The organism is Flammeovirga sp. AWQ4_249 (assembly GCF_056161045.1).
On the sequence record NZ_JBSWYJ010000003.1, the window covers coordinates 168,452 to 186,733 of the forward strand.

General features: G+C 33.7%; 16 protein-coding genes. 6 read left to right on the top strand and 10 right to left on the bottom strand.

Annotated features, from left to right (window positions below; genetic code table 11):
• The first annotated feature begins 127 nt into the window (after positions 1–127).
• Entirely contained in the window at positions 128–1,117 is a 990-nt protein-coding gene (locus ACXAHM_RS04275) for a beta-ketoacyl-ACP synthase III (protein ID WP_474959167.1), read from the top strand.
• A 96-nt stretch (positions 1,118–1,213) separates the two neighbouring features.
• On the top strand, positions 1,214–2,107 hold the full coding sequence (locus tag ACXAHM_RS04280) for a diacylglycerol/lipid kinase family protein (RefSeq protein ID WP_474959168.1): 894 nt from the start codon (positions 1,214–1,216) through the stop codon (positions 2,105–2,107).
• Positions 2,108–2,109: 2 nt separating this feature from the next.
• On the opposite strand, the gene ACXAHM_RS04285 is transcribed toward ACXAHM_RS04280, so the two are convergent.
• On the bottom strand, positions 2,110–2,646 hold the full coding sequence (locus tag ACXAHM_RS04285) for a hypothetical protein (RefSeq protein WP_474959169.1): 537 nt from the start codon (positions 2,644–2,646) through the stop codon (positions 2,110–2,112).
• Positions 2,647–3,004: 358 nt separating this feature from the next.
• On the opposite strand from ACXAHM_RS04285, the gene gltX reads away from it, so the two are divergent.
• Both gltX and ACXAHM_RS04295 read left to right on the top strand, forming a co-directional pair.
• Positions 3,005–4,555 carry a glutamate--tRNA ligase gene (gene gltX / locus ACXAHM_RS04290; protein ID WP_474959170.1) on the top strand — a complete coding sequence of 517 codons (1,551 nt, stop codon included), beginning with the start codon at positions 3,005–3,007 and terminating at the stop codon, positions 4,553–4,555.
• A gap of 22 nt (positions 4,556–4,577) precedes the next feature.
• Positions 4,578–6,284, top strand: coding sequence for a glutamine--tRNA ligase/YqeY domain fusion protein (locus tag ACXAHM_RS04295; protein WP_474959171.1), 1,707 nt, complete (start codon positions 4,578–4,580; stop codon positions 6,282–6,284).
• 11 nt (positions 6,285–6,295) lie between these two features.
• Here ACXAHM_RS04295 and ACXAHM_RS04300 read toward each other — a convergent pair whose 3' ends face one another.
• Positions 6,296–8,200: a PAS domain-containing sensor histidine kinase gene (locus tag ACXAHM_RS04300; protein ID WP_474959172.1), complete on the bottom strand. Its 1,905-nt coding sequence runs from the start codon at positions 8,198–8,200 to the stop codon at positions 6,296–6,298.
• A gap of 429 nt (positions 8,201–8,629) precedes the next feature.
• Between ACXAHM_RS04300 and ACXAHM_RS04305 the strand changes: the two genes are divergently transcribed.
• Positions 8,630–9,751 (top strand): DUF819 family protein, encoded by a 1,122-nt coding sequence (locus ACXAHM_RS04305; RefSeq protein ID WP_474959173.1) that lies wholly within the window; start codon positions 8,630–8,632, stop codon positions 9,749–9,751.
• 81 nt (positions 9,752–9,832) lie between these two features.
• The gene (locus ACXAHM_RS04310; RefSeq protein WP_474959174.1) at positions 9,833–10,462 is read left to right on the top strand and encodes an NAD(P)H-dependent oxidoreductase; all 630 of its coding nucleotides are present in this window, start codon (positions 9,833–9,835) and stop codon (positions 10,460–10,462) included.
• 151 nt (positions 10,463–10,613) lie between these two features.
• Here ACXAHM_RS04310 and ACXAHM_RS04315 read toward each other — a convergent pair whose 3' ends face one another.
• From ACXAHM_RS04315 to ACXAHM_RS04350, 8 genes are all read right to left on the bottom strand, one after another.
• On the bottom strand, positions 10,614–11,801 hold the full coding sequence (locus ACXAHM_RS04315) for a bifunctional alpha/beta hydrolase/OsmC family protein (RefSeq protein ID WP_474959175.1): 1,188 nt from the start codon (positions 11,799–11,801) through the stop codon (positions 10,614–10,616).
• 12 nt (positions 11,802–11,813) lie between these two features.
• Complete coding sequence (locus ACXAHM_RS04320; protein WP_474959176.1) at positions 11,814–13,181, bottom strand: aldehyde dehydrogenase family protein; 1,368 nt, start codon at positions 13,179–13,181, stop codon at positions 11,814–11,816.
• Between the two features lie 10 nt (positions 13,182–13,191).
• A complete protein-coding gene (locus tag ACXAHM_RS04325; RefSeq protein WP_474959177.1) occupies positions 13,192–13,926 on the bottom strand; it encodes a gamma-glutamyl-gamma-aminobutyrate hydrolase family protein in 735 nt (244 codons plus the stop codon).
• A gap of 3 nt (positions 13,927–13,929) precedes the next feature.
• Positions 13,930–15,081: an iron-containing alcohol dehydrogenase gene (locus ACXAHM_RS04330; RefSeq protein ID WP_474959178.1), complete on the bottom strand. Its 1,152-nt coding sequence runs from the start codon at positions 15,079–15,081 to the stop codon at positions 13,930–13,932.
• 2 nt (positions 15,082–15,083) lie between these two features.
• On the bottom strand, positions 15,084–16,442 hold the full coding sequence (locus ACXAHM_RS04335; RefSeq protein ID WP_474959179.1) for a glutamine synthetase family protein: 1,359 nt from the start codon (positions 16,440–16,442) through the stop codon (positions 15,084–15,086).
• A 176-nt stretch (positions 16,443–16,618) separates the two neighbouring features.
• Positions 16,619–16,981, bottom strand: a complete 363-nt coding sequence (locus ACXAHM_RS04340) for a carboxymuconolactone decarboxylase family protein (protein ID WP_474959180.1) — start codon at positions 16,979–16,981, stop codon at positions 16,619–16,621.
• A gap of 73 nt (positions 16,982–17,054) precedes the next feature.
• Positions 17,055–17,537, bottom strand: a complete 483-nt coding sequence (locus tag ACXAHM_RS04345; protein ID WP_474959181.1) for a DUF417 family protein — start codon at positions 17,535–17,537, stop codon at positions 17,055–17,057.
• Between the two features lie 89 nt (positions 17,538–17,626).
• The gene (locus tag ACXAHM_RS04350) at positions 17,627–18,211 is read right to left on the bottom strand and encodes a TetR/AcrR family transcriptional regulator (RefSeq protein WP_474959182.1); all 585 of its coding nucleotides are present in this window, start codon (positions 18,209–18,211) and stop codon (positions 17,627–17,629) included.
• Positions 18,212–18,282 lie beyond the last annotated feature (71 nt).

Here is an 18,282-nt window from a genome sequence, read left to right on the forward strand (position 1 = left end):
AGGCTTCTAACTTTTCTTAATCAAAAAAAATCCTTTTTTTTGCATCGGAATTTTAAAAATCAGTTCCCCATTTGTACTGATATTTTTTTATTTCATACACACAATTACCACAAAAGTAACCAAACATATGAGTCCAATAAATGCTGCGATTACCGCTGTAGCAGGATGGGTTCCTGAAGACAAATTAACAAACCACGATTTAGAGCAAATGGTGGAAACGAGTGATGAATGGATCACTTCACGCACAGGAATTAAAGAAAGACGAATCCTTAAGTGTGAAAATAAAGGAACATCTACATTAGCAATTAATGCTGTAAATGCACTTTTAGAGAAGTCAAACACAAAAGGAGAAGAGATCGATCTTTTAATTTGTGCTACTTCTACACCTGATATGGGCTTCATTTCAACTGCAAATATTGTATGTGAAGCTATCAATTCAAACGCTATGAGTTTTGATATCTCTGCCGCTTGTTCGGGATTTATCTATGCTCTAGAAATGGCTTCTAACTTTATTAAATCAGGCAATTACAAAAAAGTAGTTGTGGTTGGCGCTGACAAAATGTCATCGGTAATGGATTATTCAGATCGTAACACTTGTATCCTTTTTGGAGATGGTGCCGGTGCTGTAATGGTAGAGCCAAGTGAAGAATATGGACTAATCGATGCTGTAATGCATTCTGATGGTACTGGTAAAGATATGTTGAATGTCAAAAGAGGTTCTGCTTATCCTATTTCTTTACAACAATTAGCAGAAAACGAGCATTATTTCTACCAAGATGGTAAGAATGTATTCAAGCACGCTGTAACAAATATGGCCTCTGCTGCTGCATCAATCATGGAAAGAAATCAATTAGCTTCTGAGGATATTGCTTACCTTATCCCTCACCAAGCAAACTTGAGAATTATTGATGCTACTGCAAAACGAATGAATCTTGATAAAGATAGAGTTTGTATCAACATCGAGAAGTTTGGTAACACTACAGGTGCTACTATTCCATTAGTATTATGGGACTTTGAGAAAAAATTCAAAAAAGGTGACAATCTAGTATTTGCTGCTTTTGGAGGAGGATTTACTTGGGGTGCAGTTTACTTGAAATGGGCTTACGATAGCGAATAAAAATAGATTTATTTTGAAGAAAAGAGATATCAATTGATACAAATTGGTATCTCTTTTTTTATCTTCGTTATTTCAAAACTAATCCACTAACAACAAATGCAAGAAATCGTTTTAATCACAAATCCTATCTCAGGTAATGGTGCTTCTAAAAAAGCAGCAATTTATGCTCAACGTGTTTTAAAAAAGCATGATATCAAAGCAAATATTGCCTATACTGAGTATGCAGGGCATGCGATTAAACTTGCTAATGAGTTGAAAAGCAAATATAAAATCATTGTAGCTGTTGGTGGAGATGGTACTGTAAATGAAGTCGCTCAATCTCTTGTTGGTAGTAATTCTATATTAGGGATTATTCCAAAAGGATCTGGCAATGGTTTAGCAAGACATCTTGGTATTCCAATGTCTTTGAAAGGTGCTATCCAAAGTATTATCAATCAAAAAACTGCCAAAATTGATGCTCCTCAAATCAACGGTGAATATTTCTTCTGTACAGCAGGTGTTGGCTATGATGCTTTAATCAGTCATCAATTCAGTAAAATGAATGGACGTGGTTTAAAAAACTATGTTAAAGCAATTCTAATGGAATTCAAACGCTATAAATCTCAAGTTTATACATTAGATTTCAATAAAGAGAGACATCAAAATGAAGCTTTTGTTATTACTGTTGCAAATGCTGCTCAATATGGAAACGATGCCTATATTGCTCCAACTGCAAAAATTGATGATGAACAATTAGAGATTACTATTTTACCTAAACCTTCTTTATGGATGGGGTTAAATTTTGGCTTAAGACTTTTCAGAAAAAATATACACCTTCATCCAAAAGTCAAACACCTTCAATCCAACGAAATTACTATTCGTATTGGGAATGAAGGTGAGGCTGTGATTGGTCACAAAGATGGAGAGCCAGAAACTTGGACTTCTCCCTTAAAATTTTCTATCGAAAAAGAAGATAAACTTAATGTTATAGTCAATAAAGACAATATTTAAGATTACATAGTTACTTTATAGCCAAATAGTGTATTGACTTCCTCAATTGATTTACTTTCGGCTAAATCTTTGGCTACTATTTTCTTATTTTTAAAAGGATGCTTAGGACCAATACAACTTACAAATCTGTATTTTCTATCAATAAAATCCTCCCCATCCTTTTTGGAAGCACTTAATCCTACTCTACTACTTTGTGCTATGATTTCATAATCCATGTCTTTTTCCTTTAATCCAAAAGGAATTTCGTGTGCATCTACTCCTCCCATAAAATGAAATAATTCAGCGATGACATGCATTGGTCCACTGATAAATTCCTTATCACTTTTTCTTTGAATTCCGCGAATCAAAATTCCACCATAAAAATCTAAGGTACCAAATGTTATTTCTACACCCGCACCATGCACATACCACCTTCCTAAGGTTTTTTGATTTTCATGTTGATAAACATATGGATCTTGATGTTCTGGATGATAAAAATAAAATTCAATTTCTACAATCCTGTAATTTTGTATCCCTGCTTTTAAGACACAGTAATTCATAATGTAGTCCGAGATTCTTTGAAAACACTCTGAAATTTGATGGTCATTAAGATTGTGCTGTAATTTGCGTACTTCTTGTACTAATCTATCGAAAACGAGTCCCATTAATTATTTGATAATTGTTTTTGAAGTTATTTTTTAGGTTTTGTCCTATTCAAAATGTCTAAATCCATCCAAAATAGTAGTCTGAATATACCTTTTTCCTTAGTCTTGTCCTAGATATTATTAAAACTTTCTATAATGTTCTTAAATCAATTCATATTCTTTAAAGTTCATCAATATATTTAAAACATTTTATCGCTTATTTGATTAGCTTTGCAAGTTCAAAAGAGAAAAATAATTTTATCTATATATAAACATGGAAAATAAAGTAAGAGTACGTTTTGCTCCAAGTCCTACTGGACCACTTCATATCGGTGGAGTGCGCACAGCATTATTCAATTACTTATTCGCCAAACACAATGGCGGTGACTTCTTAGTTCGTATTGAAGATACGGATCAGAACCGTTTTGTGGAGGGTGCTGAAGATTATATTCGACAGAGTTTGGAATGGGCAGGTATCATCGCTGATGAAGCGCCTTGGAACCCTGGTGACTGCGGTCCTTACCGACAGTCTGAGCGTAAAGATATCTATAAGGAATATGCTGAACAGTTGGTAAAAGACGGTCTTGCTTACTATGCATTTGATACTTCAGAGGAATTAGAGGAAATGCGTGAGCGTTTAAAAGCGGCACGTGTAAATACACCTCAATACAACTCGATGACACGTACACAGATGACAAACTCTTTAACGCTTTCTGCTGATGAAGTGAAAGCTCGTATTGAGAATGGTGATCCGTATGTTATTCGTTTGAAAGTTCCGAAGAAAGAGGAAATCAGATTAAATGATATGGTACGTGGTTGGGTAATGGTTCACTCTCATACTATTGATGATAAAATTTTAATGAAATCTGATGGTATGCCAACTTACCACTTAGCTAACGTTGTTGATGATCATTTAATGGGCATTACTCACGTTATCAGAGGTGAAGAATGGTTACCTTCTGCTCCACTTCACGTATTACTTTACAAATACTTAGGTTGGGAAGATACGATGCCTCGTTTTGCTCACTTACCATTATTATTAAAACCTGACGGTAACGGTAAATTAAGTAAGAGAGATGGTGATAAAATGGGCTTCGCCGTATTCCCATTAGAATGGAAAGATCCTTCATCTGGTGAAATCTCAAGAGGTTTCAAAGAAGATGGTTTCTTAGCAGATGCATTTATCAACTTCCTTTCATTCTTAGGATGGAATCCTGGTGATGAGCGTGAGTTCTTTACTTTACAAGAGCTTTGTGATGAATTCACGATGGAAAGAGTTACGAAAGCAGGTACTAAATTCGATATTGACAAAGCCAAATGGTTCAACCAACAATATTTGAAGAATAGACCTGATGCAGAACTTGCTCAAGCGTTAATTGATGATATGACTAAAGATGGTGTAGAAACTACTCCTGAAAAGGCAGCATTAGTGGCTAATCAATTGAAAGAGCGTGTGACTTTCCCTCAAGAAATTTGGAGAGATGGTCGTTTCTATTTTGAAAAGCCTGCAGAATACGATAAGAAAACGGTAAAGAAAAAATGGAAACCTGAAGGGGTTGCTGTTTTAGAAGAATATGCTAATACAATTGAAAATGCTGAAAGCTTCACTGCAGATGATGCTAAAGATATTTTCATGAAAGTATTGGAAAACCATGAAATGAAAATCGGTCAAGTAATGCCTGCACTTAGAGTTGCTATCTCTGGTAAAGGAGGCGGACCAGATTTAATGATCATGCAAGAAATTTTAGGTAACAAAGAAGTTGCTGAAAGAATTAAAATTGCCATTGAAAAAATTAATAAGCTAAAAGAGGAAAACCAAGGTTAGTTTATTAAAGACATACATTGATATGGAAGAGAAAAACACAGAAAAAAGACTAGACTTCATCCGTGAGAAAATCACGGGTGAGTTAGCTTCAAATAAAAATGGAGGTAAACTATTATTCCGTTTCCCTCCTGAGCCAAATGGTTACCTACACATTGGTCACGCAAAATCAATCTGCTTAAACTTCGGTTTATCTCAAGAGTTTGATAATGCGGGTACTAACCTTCGTTTTGATGACACTAACCCTGCTAAAGAAGAGCAGGAGTATGTTGATGCAATCAAAAAAGATATCGAATGGTTAGGCTTCAATTGGGAAGGTGATCCAAAATTCACTTCAGATTACTTTGATCAATTATACGATTGGGCTGTTCTTTTAATCAAAGAAGGTAAAGCGTATGTTGATGATCAATCTGCTAGTGATATTGCTTCTCAAAAAGGTACTCCTACAACTCCAGGTACAAACTCTCCATTTAGAGAGCGTTCTGTTGAGGAGAACTTAGCGCTTTTTGAAGGAATGAAAGAAGGTAAATTTGAGGAAGGATCTAGAGTATTGAGAGCAAAAATCGATATGGCTAATCCTAACATGCACCTTCGTGATCCATTCTTATACAGAATCATCAAGAAGTCTCACCACAGAACAGGTGACAAGTGGAATATCTATCCAATGTACGATTGGGCGCATGGTCAATCTGATTATATTGAAGGGATTACCAACTCACTTTGTACTACTGAATTTGAGGTGCACAGACCACTTTATGATTGGTTCTTAGATCAATTAGCAGATAAAGATAAGATCCGTCCTGAACAAACTGAGTTTTCTCGTTTGAACCTTAACTACACAGTAATGTCTAAGCGTAAACTTTTACAATTAGTAGAAGAAGGTGTAGTAAATGGATGGGATGACCCTCGTATGCCTACAATTTCTGGTTTAAGAAGAAGAGGTTACACTCCTGCTTCTATCAGAAACTTTGCTAAAACAGTAGGTATATCTAAGAGAGACAATATTATTGATGTTTCTTTATTAGAGTTTGCTGTTAGAGAAGATTTGAACAAGACTGCACCTCGTGTAATGGCTGTTCTTGACCCTATCAAATTAGTGATTGATAACTATGAAGAAGGAAAAACAGAATGGTTAGAGGCTGAGAACAATCCTGAAGATGAAAATTCAGGTACTCGTCAAGTTCCTTTCTCTAAAGAATTATATATCGAAAGAGATGACTTCAAGGAAAGTGCTAACCGTAAGTTCTTCCGTTTGACAATTGGTAAAGAGGTTCGTTTAAAGAATGCTTATATCATCAAAGGGGAAAGCTGTGTGAAAGACGAAGAAGGTAATATTACAGAAATCCACTGTACTTATGATCCACTTTCTCGTTCTGGTAGCGGTACTGAAGAGTCTAAACGTAAAGTAAAAGGTACATTACACTGGGTATCAGCGGAACATGCTGTTGATGCTAAAGTAAACCTTTATGATCGTTTATTCTCAGATGAAGCTCCTGATGCTCGTAAGAATGAAGAAGGAGAAAGCATTGACTTCAAAACTTTCTTAAACCCTGATTCATTACAAGTAATTGAGGGATGTAAAGTTGAGCCATCTTTAAAAGAAAATAAAGCAGGCGATAACTTCCAATTCCAAAGATTAGGTTACTTTATCTTGGATCAAGAGTCAACGCCTGATAATATGATTTTCAACAAAACTGTTGGATTGAAGGATTCTTGGGCTAAAAAGAAATAAGGATTATTAATTTAATTCAAGGAGATACTTTCACAGGTGTCTCCTTTTTTTATTTCCGATTTTAGGTTTTTATTAATTGTAAATTTAAAGGTACTTCCACAACCTTCATTGCTTTCAACCCATATTTGACCATTATGTTTTTCTATAATTTTTTTACAATTCGCTAACCCTAATCCACTTCCTTCAAATTCAGAGTTAGAATTTAACCTCGTAAAAGCATCAAAAATTTCATCTTGTTTATCAACTACTATACCGATTCCATTATCTATTACACTGAACTCCCATCTATCTTTCATTTCCTTTACAGAAACAATAATATTTGGAGCGTAACCGTATCTTTTAAATTTCAGTGCGTTATTGATTAAATTTTGAAATACTCTATATAATCCTAACCTACTCCCTTGTATTAAGGGTAAGGTACCAATACAAATTGTAGCATCATTTTGTTCGATACTTACTTTCAAGTCTTCAATTACATCTTGAATAACTTCAGAAAGGCAAACTTCTTCTATTTCAAAGTATTTTTCAGCTTGACCAAAATCCAAAAGAGAAAGGACCAAATTATTTAACCTATTCACTGATCTATTAATTATATCTAGAAAAGGTCCTTGAATTTCTTGGTTTTCAATGGAAAGTTCGATCAACTGAGCTACATTATTAATAGGGCTTTTTATATCGTGTGAAGCTTGATAAAGCATATTTTCTATTTCAGAGTTTTTCTTTATCAATTTGGTTTCAGAATCTTTTAGATTAATTAGATCTGTAACATCAATGAAAGAGCCCATGATCTTTTTTAATGTTCCGTCTTCTGTATATTCAAACCCAGAATCTTTAGACCTTAGCCATCTCCATTCTCCACTTTTCACCTTAAAACGATATACAATAGTATCTGTTTGTTCAATATCACCATGAGATAACTTTTTCCAGTGAGCATAGATACGATCTCTATCTTCAGGATGAAAAAGTGACATAAAATCTTTACTATTCATATCATAAAATTCTTCATCAGAATATCCTAATAAAAGAGAGCATTGCTCATTTGAAAAAACATTACACCCTTCAAAAAGATCATAAATATAAATTCCATTTTGAGAATTGAGATTCACCTTTTTCAAAAAGTTATCATTTTCTTCTAAAGCAAGTTTATACGTATACTCTTCCGTTACATCTCTCGTTACAAAGTTTAAACGTTCCACCTTACCTCCTTTAAAGAGAGGTGTTACATTTGTTTCAAAATACATTTTTCCTGTTGGAGCCGTATAATCAATATTATACTTTGCTGGTTTACCCGTTCTTTTTACTTCATCTACAACATCCTTTACTTTTAGCTTTGATTCTTCACTAGGTAAATAATTTAAAAATGAAGTACCAATGATATCACCTTTTGTAAGACCTGGAGCTGCATGATTTATATAGAGAATATTGTAATCTTTGTTTACTTGAAATATATGGTCAGTATTGTGTTCAACTAGAGATTTATATTGTTCATTGTCAAATTCGTTTATATTATTTGATTGAGTGATGAGAACAGAACACATAGGTGCCCCTTGTAAAGTGATAAATGATAAAGACACTTTACAATGTATCTGCCCTCCAGGTTTTTTATTTAAAATAAGATCTTGATCTACAACATTAGTATCTTTTTTTTTCAATACTAGTTTTATGTTGTTTTCAAATACTTTAATGCTGGAATGAGTAAAATGTTGAACCTTTTTGCCTAATAAGTCAGATTTTTCGTAGTCTAGTAATTGACAAAAAGATTTATTTATGTACTCTATTTTATTATTCTCATTGATTATTATAATTCCATCATTAAGTTGTTCCGTGAGTGTTAAGTAGCTGTTCAAATTAGTAATATAATCGTTCGTCGGTGAATATATAATTATTAAACTATATTTTTTTCTAGAATAATACAATACAAAACATTCTTTTATTTATATATTAAAAGATCTTATACAAATAATCCTATATTTCAATTGTTATCCATATTATAATTTACTGAAAGATCTATTTCAAAAATATATTGCATTCACCTTATTAATTACTGGGTATTAAATCTAAAATGTTAGTAAAAAAAAATTACTTTTAATCTCTTTACTTACCAAAAATTATTAAAATGATAAGTAACGAATAAGTATTATCATATACTTCATTCAAAAGAACTGTATTTTAATTGATTGAATACTTTTAAGGTAATAAAGTATCACAGCATTCCAAAAGTGTGATCACAACCTTAAATATAAATAAATAGTCATTCATCTATTTCAGTCTAGATTTTTGTATCTCAAAGGACATTATTATTTATAATAGATCATTAAATTAGCAACAAAATAAACGAAATAAATATGCTTCAAGCTTTAATAATGCTGTCTGCACCTATTTTTTTGACGATTGGTGCTAAAAGATTTACTTGGATAGAAACGATTGGTACAGTAATCATCGCCTATGCTATAGGCATTATCATGGGAAATACACCATTTGAATTGGATACAGAAGTCTCTAAAACATTAGTAGAAGCTGCTGTACCCTTGTCAATTGGATTAATGCTTTTATCATCGAATATTAAAATGTGGATGAGCGAAGCAAAGACTACTATTCTGTCCTTCTTTTTTAGTTTAATTGGGATTACGATTGGTGCTACATTAGCTTTTCTTGTCTATACAGATACGGTTCCGAGTGCTCATTATTTAGCGGGAATGTCAGTGGGGTTATACACAGGAGGCACTCCAAATATGTCAGCTATTGGCTTAGCACTTGATGTAAAAGATGAAGCTTTTGTTTTGATGAATACAGCAGATATGATCGTGGGCGGTATATGGATGTTGTTTCTTTTAACTGTCGCTAAAAAAATATTTGGTATTACTCTTCCTGCTTACAAAAACGACCAAGAAAATGTAGTCGTTGAAGATAATATTGCGTTACAAGGTCCTACTTTTAAAAGTATTGCATCAAGCCTTGGTGTCGTTTTAATCATCTTAGGTTTTTGTGTGGGCACATCTCTTCTTTTATTTGAAAAAATGGATGAAATCTACATCATTCTAGGTGTAACAACTTTAGCTTTAGTAGCCTCTACTCAAACTAAAGTAAGAAATATAAAAGGCAGCTTTTTAGTAGGTGAATACTTTGTGCTTCTCTTTTGTATTGGTTTAGGAAGTTTATCAGATTTTGAACAATTACTCAATGATGGAACATTATACATTAGCTTTGTTTTAATTGTCATGTTCACTGGATTTACAATTCATTTATTACTTGCGAAGATCTTTAAAATAGATGTAGATACATTTTTAATTACTTCTACTGCTTGTCTGTATGGACCTGCATTTGTTGGTCCTGTGGCGAAAGCTATAAATAATAAAAAAGTTATCTTATCAGGAATGACAGCTGGAACTTTAGGTTATGCTATCGCAAATTATTGGGGCATTGCACTAGGAAAAATTCTTATGCTGTCCACCTATTTTACATTGTAGCGAAAAAATTATCCTAAACATTTGTTGTTTAAACGAATATTGTTTTACTTTGAAATGTATTTAAAGAAAAAAGGAAACACTATGAGTATTATAGATAATTTAAATTGGCGTTACGCTACTAAAAAGTTTGACGCTACTAAAAAAATTGAGGAAGCAACAGTAAATACTATTCTTGAAGCAGGTAATCTTTCTGCATCTTCTTATGGTTTACAACCTTGGAGTATTGTAGTGGTTAAAAACCCTGAATTAAGAGAAGCAATTGTTCCTCATGCATGGGGGCAAACACAAGTGAAAGATGCATCACATTTAATCGTTATAGCTCGTACTGCTGATTTATCAGTAGATCATGTAGAGTCATTTATCAATAATGTTTCAGAAACAAGAGGGATTCCTGCTGATGCTTTAGGTGAATATAAAGGCATGATGGTAAATACAGTCACTACTCTTTCAGATGAAGCAAAAGATAATTGGGTAGCAAAACAGTCTTACATTGTTTTAGGAAACTTACTTTCTGCTTGTGCACACTTAAAAGTAGACAGTACTCCTATGGAAGGTTTTGTACCTGAAGAAGTAGATAAAGTTTTAGGTCTTGATAAATTAGGGTTAAAAAGTACGCTATTATTACCTATTGGTTATAGAGCTGAAGACGATGATTATCAACACCTTCAAAAAGTAAGAAAGCCGATTGAAGAAGCTATTATTACTTTATAAAAATATTAATTGTACAGTAGTTTATAGTTATTAGATAACATTTATATAAGTGACACCTCTAGTTCTATTTTAGAATTAGAGGTTTTTTCATTAAAAAAAAGGCTGAAGAATTAATACATCCTCAGCCTTCAATATATCCTCAATACCAATATTATTCTTCTAATAAATTAGTCACAATAATTGGATTGTTTTCTAATGTTCTATGCACAGGACATTTGTTTGCTATTTCCAACAACTTCTGTCTTTGTACCTCTGTAAGGTCACCTTTTACCTGAATATTTCTATACAAACGATCAAGTTTAGCCGTACGCTTATTTGTATTTTCAGCATCTTTTAAGTATTCATTTTCATGATTTAAATGCACTGTAACTTCTTCTAAAGGTAACTTTTTGAAATCTGCATACATTCTTAATGTCATTGCGGTACAAGCTCCAAGACCTGCCAATAAGAATTGATATGGATTTGGGCCAAGATCTTTACCTCCATCCTCAATTGGTTCATCTGCAATTTGATGATGTATACCAGCTTTCACTTCAGTAACATACTTTGTTGTACCAATTCGAACTGCCGTTTGATGTTGTGTAACCAATGGATCTTCTGGTTCCATTTGTACATATCGAGCCGACCAAGTAGCAATATTATTTCCTACATATAATCCATTTTCTGGATTTGATAAGAAATGATTGGCATAATCAAGTGAAATAAAACTCTTAGGATGAAAAGCATTTTTATAGATTTTTTCAGCATTAGAAATATCTACAACCATATCATGTGGAGAATGGAAAATTAAGATTGGAATTCTAAGTTTATGAATTACCTCTTTAATATTTTGCTTAGTTATTTCATTTACAAAACTTCCTGCAACACAGAATTTTGTATCTCCAAGGCTCACTTCATACAAAGATTCATCATTATTTGATGGCTTACATATTTTAAGAATACTCTTTGATTTGATGACCGTACTAATCGTTACTACTGCTTCAATACTTGCGATTCTATTCGCTACAACTAAACATGCTGCCCCTGCAATTGAATGTCCTATCAACATTCGTGGGGACTGAAAATGTTCTTCCATAAAATCGGAAAGCAATAATACATCTTCTAGATTAGCATGATATTCTTCTTTTTGAGAAAGCCCTGTAAAGTCAAAACTCACTACAGCAATTCCTTTTTGATTTAGGCCCCTTCGAATACTATCAATGACTGATGTATCATCAATATCACTAAAACAGTGTATAAAAAGTGCGTAAGCATGCGTTCGTTGATCTGCAGGATAGGAAATTTCTGCTTGAACGTCTTTTCCTTTATTACTTTTAAAATTGATAAGTTCCGAAGACATATATTTTTGTGTTTAAACTTCTCTCCATTGATAGGCTTTAGGTTGTGTAAATGCTCTGATTCCTTGAGATGACAAAGTCGATCCAACTCCAGAGTTTTTTCTTCCTGACCATGGTACATTTGGACTGACACGATCGCAACAATTCCAGTAAACTGTTCCTGTATTCATCTCAGTAAATATTTCATCAGCTCTGAATTTATCTGTTGAAAAAATAGCAGCAGTTAAACCGAAAGGAGTATCTTTCATTAATTGCATTGCTTCCTCATCGTCTTTCACCAACTGAATTCCAATGATAGGACCGAAAGATTCATCCATCATTACATCCATAGTATGATTTACATTTACAAGTACGGTAGGTTCAAAATAATAGCCTTCACGCTGTATTTTTTGTCCACCTGTAAGCAATTTAGCACCTTTCGTTATAGCATCATCAACTTGATTTCTTAATAAGTCTAATTGCTCTTTTCTTGTCAAGGCACCAATAAATGTTTCTTTATTTTCTGGATCACCTATGTTGTACCCTTTTACCTCTTCAACAAAGTAATTGACAAAATCATCATAAATCTTTTCGTGAACATAAATTCTTTCTACAGCACAACAACTTTGTCCATTATTATAAAATGCTCCTTCAGCGGCATTAATTGCAGCAACTTTTACATCTTTCACATCCTCCATAACATACAATGGATCTTTCCCTCCTAATTCTAACTGAACAGGAACCATCTTTTGGGCTACTTCTGTCATGATATGTAGTCCCGTTTTATGAGAACCTGTAAAGAAATAACCATCAAGATTGGCTTCCAAAAGGATTTGTCCTACATCTCCTTTTCCTAGAATGCATTGAAAAACATCATTGGGAACTCCTGCTTCATACAATAAATCTTGTATTGCTAAACCTGTCATCGTTGCATATTCAGAAGGTTTATAAGCCACTGAATTTCCTGCTACTAAAGCGTATAAAAATACATTATACCCAACATTATAAGGGAAATTCCAAGCAGATATATTTCCAATTACCCCTAAAGGTTCGTAAACAATTTTTTCATATGTTCCTTCTAAATCCTCAATTACTTCCTCTTGAAGCCATTTTTCCGCATGTTTTTGAAGATGCTCAATACGGTTATGAGCACCTTTGATTTCATTTTCTGCTTGTTGAATAGGTTTTCCTGTTTCAGCACTTAAAATTTCAGCCAAGGTTCCCACTCTACCTTGAACCAATGTACCAAACTTAATAATACAATCAAGCCGCTCAGCAACTGTTTTTTTCTTCCATTTACTTTGTCCATAATTCAACTGATCTAATTTTTCTGCAATAGTCTGAAAAGTATCTTCTTGGATAGTTTTTATTAGTTTTCCGGTTGAAGGGTTGATTATTTCCATGTTTTAGTATTTATACATGACTTAAAAATGTGTCTATCAAAGGTTTTGAATCAATTATTTGATCTCCTAGCGTTGGCGTAAATTCTGGATGCCATTGCACTCCCATTACCTTTCCTTCTTTCTCTTTAGTATATCCAAAGGCTTCTATTAAACCATCATCTGAAGTAGCCCAAACTTCTAAATCTTTACCTAAATCTTTAACCGACTGATGGTGTACTGTATTTACATAGAGACTTGGACTATTATGATATAATTTTTCTAAAAATCTGCCTTTTTCTAATTGAAGAGGATGTTTTATTGTATCATATCTTTGTGCATCCCTATGATTATTTACACCTTCTTTTTGGGTTAGTGTATCTTGATATAAGGTCCCTCCAAAATACACATTCATTAACTGAAAACCTCTGCAAATTCCAAACAAAGGTTTATTGTGTTTGATGGCAAAGTCAATGATTTTCAGTTCATAATCATCTCTATATTTATCACCTTTCCATGGTCCAATAGGCTCTTCACCATAACTTTCTGGTGCAACATCCACACCTCCTTGAAGGATGATACCATTCATTTGTTCCAAAATGGGAAATAATCTTTCCTCAGAAATATCAGGTAATAATACAGGTAAGACACCATTTTGAGCGACATAATCCATCATATCATTTTCTATATAAGTCAATGATTTTGGACCATACACATTTCTATTGATGTCCGGGTACATAAAACTGGGAGTGATACCAATATTAATCATGATTTACAGTGCTTCAGTATAAATTGAAATAAAGTCCTCTTCAGTAGCTACTCTTGGATTAAATGGAAGTGTAAAATCTTTTACCGCCAAGGCTGCTAATGGTTTGATATGCTCTTCTTTTACACCAATTTGAGATAATTTCGCAGGCATCCCAATCTGTTCATTTAATGCTTCAATATGATCGACAAGATATTTCCCTTGATTGCTTCCCATACCCATATAGTAGGCCATAATATCATATTTTTCCTCTAACCCTTGGTAATTGAATTTCAATCCATAGGGTAGACATACGGCATTGGCTAATCCATGATGCGTATCCAATAAACTTGAAAGAGGGTGTGCTAAACTGTGGACGATACCCAAACCTTTTTGGAAAGCTACAGCTCCCATTAATGATCCCATCATCATTTTTGATCTTGAGAACATATCTGGAGAATTCGTCGCTTGAATAATAGAAGTCGCTATCAGTTTCATGCCTTGTATTGCAATTCCATCACACATAGGATTAAATCCTTTGGCAATGTAAGCTTCCATGTTGTGTGTCAATGCATCCATTCCCGTTGCTGCTGTTACAAAAGGAGGTAAATCTAAAGTAAGCATTGGATCTGCAAAGACTCTTTTTGCTAATAACTTTGGTGAAAATAAAATTTTCTTCTGCTTTGTTACATCATCTGAAATAATCGCACTTCTTCCTACTTCAGAACCTGTGCCTGATGTTGTAGGAACCGTAATAAAGTGCGGAACTTCTTCAGTTACATATTTATCTCCACCTATTAAATCATCGTAATCAAAAAGGTCTCTCTTATGATTAATTCTTAAGGCGATTGCACGTGCAACATCCATGGCAACACCTCCACCTAATCCGATGATTGAATCACATTCATTTTTATCATAAAAATCTCCTCCTTTTAATACATCAGATTTTACAGGATTTTTATGCATCTCATGAAAAACGGCAGGCGAAATTCCTTGAGACTCTAATTTTTGAATGATTTCTTTAAAAAATGGAAGTTCAGCCACCAAACCGTCAGTGACAACTAATGGTCTACTTAAGGCATTTTCTTTGAGATAGCCTCCTAATTCATTAATAACTCCTACCCCAAAGCGTATGACTGTGGGAAAGTTGTAAGTATAGGTTTTATGTATATCAAGCATGTTTATATTATTTCAAAGTATCTTTTCGTTTCCCAATCTGTCACTTCTTTCATAAATTGTCTCCACTCCCATTCTCTTGTCCTTGTAAAGTGATCCACAAATTCTTCCCCAAATAGTTCAATCATTAAAGGTGAATTTTTCATGTTTTGAGTTGCTTCCCATAAGTTGGTGGGTAGTGATCCATTTTTCAAATCTTCATACCCATTACCTACAGTTTTAGGAGTGTCTAATTTTAATTTATTTTCAATACCATAGATACCACTTGCCAAACAAGCTGCCATGGCTAAATATGGGTTTACATCAGACCCTACTACTCTTGTTTCTAATCGACATGAATTTTTACCATGAGGAAGAGCCCTTAAAGCAGTTGTTCTGTTATCTACTGCCCAAGTCAAAGTTGTGGGAGCCCATGCTCCTTCTACTAATCGCTTATAACTATTAATGGTTGGAGCTAACATTGGAAGCATAAAAGGAAGGCAATGAAGTTGTCCAGCTATATAACTTTGCATGGTCTCACTTATATTGTCTTCTGCTTTTTCATCAAAAAATAGATTCTCGGTTTTACCTAGATCCCACAAACTTTGATGTACATGACCACTACAACCAGGTAGTGTACTATTTTGTTTCGCCATAAATGAAGCGATCACTCCATGCTTATAGCCAATTTCTTTTGCTCCCGTTTTGAATAAAGTTGCTCTATCGGCAGCTTCGATTATATTGCTGTATTGAATTGCAGCTTCATATACTCCTGGTCCTGTTTCGGTATGTAAACCTTCTAAGGGAACATTAAAATCTTCTAATTGATCGAATAAATCATGAAAAAAGGCACTGTTTTCGGAAGCTCTTAATATAGAGTAACCAAACATTCCTTCTGTCAATGGTTTTATATTTTGGAAACCTTTTTGGTATAATTCCTCTGGTTTCTGCTTAAAATTGAACCATTCAAATTCTTGTGAAAAGACGGGTTCATATCCTAAATTTCGGGCTTTTTGCTGGATTCTTTTGAGTAAGGCTCTTGGACCAACTGTTTCATCATCTTGGTTTTCTCTACTAAAATCTGCCAAGAAAAACGGCAAATCATCTTCCCAAGGTATTTGTCTGAAAGTTGCTACATCTATTCTTGCTGGTGCATCTGGATAACCTGTATGCCAGCCTGTCACTTGGGCATTATCATATGATTCATCCATCATATCCCAGCCAAAAACTACATCACAGAAACCAAAACCTGTCTTTAAAGCACCGATAAATTTATCTACATGCATAAATTTACCTCTTAAGACACCATCTATATCCACGATGGCAACTTTCACTTTAGAATGCCTGCTTTCTTCTAAAAAATCTATAATCTCTTGTTTGGTCATAAGGATTAGTCTTTGGAATAATTATTTTCTTAATGTGTTGTTTATAGCGGATTTTATCTATTGATCCTCTTAACAAATTAATAGATTTTGATGAAAAAAAGAAGGGATAAAAAAAAAGCCTGCAAAAAATTGCAAGCTTTCTTTCCATTAAGGATCTATAATGTAGTGCAAATTACTTACACTTCTTTCATCTCTTCTTGTTCAACGAATAATGCCTCAAGGTATTCCATTGCTCTTCTTAAGTGAGGAATTACAATCGTACCTCCGACAACATTTGCTACACCCATACCTTCAACAATTTGCATTTTAGTATAGCCTAGCTCAACACATTTTTCCAAATGGTATTTTACACAATCGTCACATCTTAAAACCAGAGAAGTTGTCAAACCAATCATTTCTTTCGTCTTTTCATCTAAAGCGCCGTCATTGTAAGTGATTGTATCTAAACTGTAGATCCTTTTGATCACTTTGTCTGAGTTGTCGATAACTTTTTGATTTAAAGATGCTCTCTTTTCTCTATATTCTTCTAATATGCTCATATATGCTTTTTTGTATTTAGTTGGAGTGTCACAAAGGTATTAAGTATGAAAGAATTTTTCCACCTTTTAGATCCTAAATTATTGCTAATTCTTCATTAATTTCTTCGTTCTCTTTTTGCACAGCTTGCAACGCTTCACCTGTGCTCCATAATGAGAACCCTAGTAATAATAAGTCTTTAAGAATAAAACCGTTAGGTACGTACATACCGTCTACAAATCTAAACATATTTGGTGTTGTCGCTAAAAACGATAATGTCGCTAAGAAAGTAACAATGCCAATTGCACCACCAATAACGGCTGCTTTTGCTGACCATGGTCTAATGGCAATTAGTAAAGCGGTAATAATCTCTGTTGTTCCTATAAAATTAGATACTTGCTGAATCGTTAAAAATGATAACATCCAGCTAAAAAATGGGCTATTTTCGATTAAATCTCTAATGGCTTCTGCTTCTGTTGGAGTGAATTTAAAGATACCGTACCAAAGTAATATTAATACTAATCCATAACGTCCTATCTCGATGCCTGCCTTTTGTAAATTGATTGAGATATTGTTCATGATTGATAAAATTTTGCGTGTAAAATGCCAGGACTATTATTTTTGATTAAAAAAATAGCCAAACAGTAATAATAAAAACAAAGATTAAATTACATATCTAAAATACTCATATTCAGATCTATGAGTTCTTTCAACTCGTTTTTATCTGTATATACTCTTCTGCTAATGTTGATTCCATTCCAGAAAGTAATAAGAAAACGTGCTATTGATTGGGAAGATTGAGGGTTCTTTAGAATTCCATCTTCTTGAGCTTTAAGTATTGTAGCAGATAAAATGCTTTCAAAACGCAATAAATAAGATTCAGCCAATGTTTTGATCTCTTCATCCTTGCTTGTAAACTCAATGATAGAATTTCCTAAAATACAGCCTTTACAATCATCTTCGATTGTTGCGTCCAACATATCATAGAAGATTGCTTTAACATCCTCGATCGGCTGACAGCTTTGTGCAAGACTTGCTTCTAAGTTATCCAAAGCACCTTTTTCCAACTCAGTTAAACCTGCTTGAAAAAGTTCTTTTTTACTCTTAAAAACATTATACAAACTACCTTTATTCAAATTTACTTCTTTTAAAAGGTCATTTGTAGAAGTTGCCTCATAGCCGTTTCTCCAAAACAATTCAATTGTCTTAGAAAGTACATCTGCCTGATCAAAAATCCTTGGTCTTCCCGCCATATTTTTAGATTAATTCATAATTGTATAATGCAAAGATAGCATATTTGACCTAACAGTCAAATAATGAATAA

Excerpts from the sequence above, each read along its gene's own strand:
- ACXAHM_RS04315 (WP_474959175.1), bottom strand. The coding sequence starts at position 11,801 with ATGTCTTCGGAACTTATCAATTTTAAAAGTAATAAAGGAAAAGACGTT.
- ACXAHM_RS04345 (WP_474959181.1), bottom strand. The coding sequence starts at position 17,537 with ATGAACAATATCTCAATCAATTTACAAAAGGCAGGCATCGAGATAGGA.
- ACXAHM_RS04275 (WP_474959167.1), top strand. The coding sequence starts at position 128 with ATGAGTCCAATAAATGCTGCGATTACCGCTGTAGCAGGATGGGTTCCT.
- ACXAHM_RS04350 (WP_474959182.1), bottom strand. The coding sequence starts at position 18,211 with ATGGCGGGAAGACCAAGGATTTTTGATCAGGCAGATGTACTTTCTAAG.
- ACXAHM_RS04320 (WP_474959176.1), bottom strand. The coding sequence starts at position 13,181 with ATGGAAATAATCAACCCTTCAACCGGAAAACTAATAAAAACTATCCAA.
- ACXAHM_RS04335 (WP_474959179.1), bottom strand. The coding sequence starts at position 16,442 with ATGACCAAACAAGAGATTATAGATTTTTTAGAAGAAAGCAGGCATTCT.
- ACXAHM_RS04325 (WP_474959177.1), bottom strand. The coding sequence starts at position 13,926 with ATGATTAATATTGGTATCACTCCCAGTTTTATGTACCCGGACATCAAT.
- ACXAHM_RS04310 (WP_474959174.1), top strand. The coding sequence starts at position 9,833 with ATGAGTATTATAGATAATTTAAATTGGCGTTACGCTACTAAAAAGTTT.
- ACXAHM_RS04330 (WP_474959178.1), bottom strand. The coding sequence starts at position 15,081 with ATGCTTGATATACATAAAACCTATACTTACAACTTTCCCACAGTCATA.
- ACXAHM_RS04285 (WP_474959169.1), bottom strand. The coding sequence starts at position 2,646 with ATGAATTACTGTGTCTTAAAAGCAGGGATACAAAATTACAGGATTGTA.
- ACXAHM_RS04305 (WP_474959173.1), top strand. The coding sequence starts at position 8,630 with ATGCTTCAAGCTTTAATAATGCTGTCTGCACCTATTTTTTTGACGATT.
- gltX (WP_474959170.1), top strand. The coding sequence starts at position 3,005 with ATGGAAAATAAAGTAAGAGTACGTTTTGCTCCAAGTCCTACTGGACCA.
- ACXAHM_RS04340 (WP_474959180.1), bottom strand. The coding sequence starts at position 16,981 with ATGAGCATATTAGAAGAATATAGAGAAAAGAGAGCATCTTTAAATCAA.
- ACXAHM_RS04295 (WP_474959171.1), top strand. The coding sequence starts at position 4,578 with ATGGAAGAGAAAAACACAGAAAAAAGACTAGACTTCATCCGTGAGAAA.
- ACXAHM_RS04280 (WP_474959168.1), top strand. The coding sequence starts at position 1,214 with ATGCAAGAAATCGTTTTAATCACAAATCCTATCTCAGGTAATGGTGCT.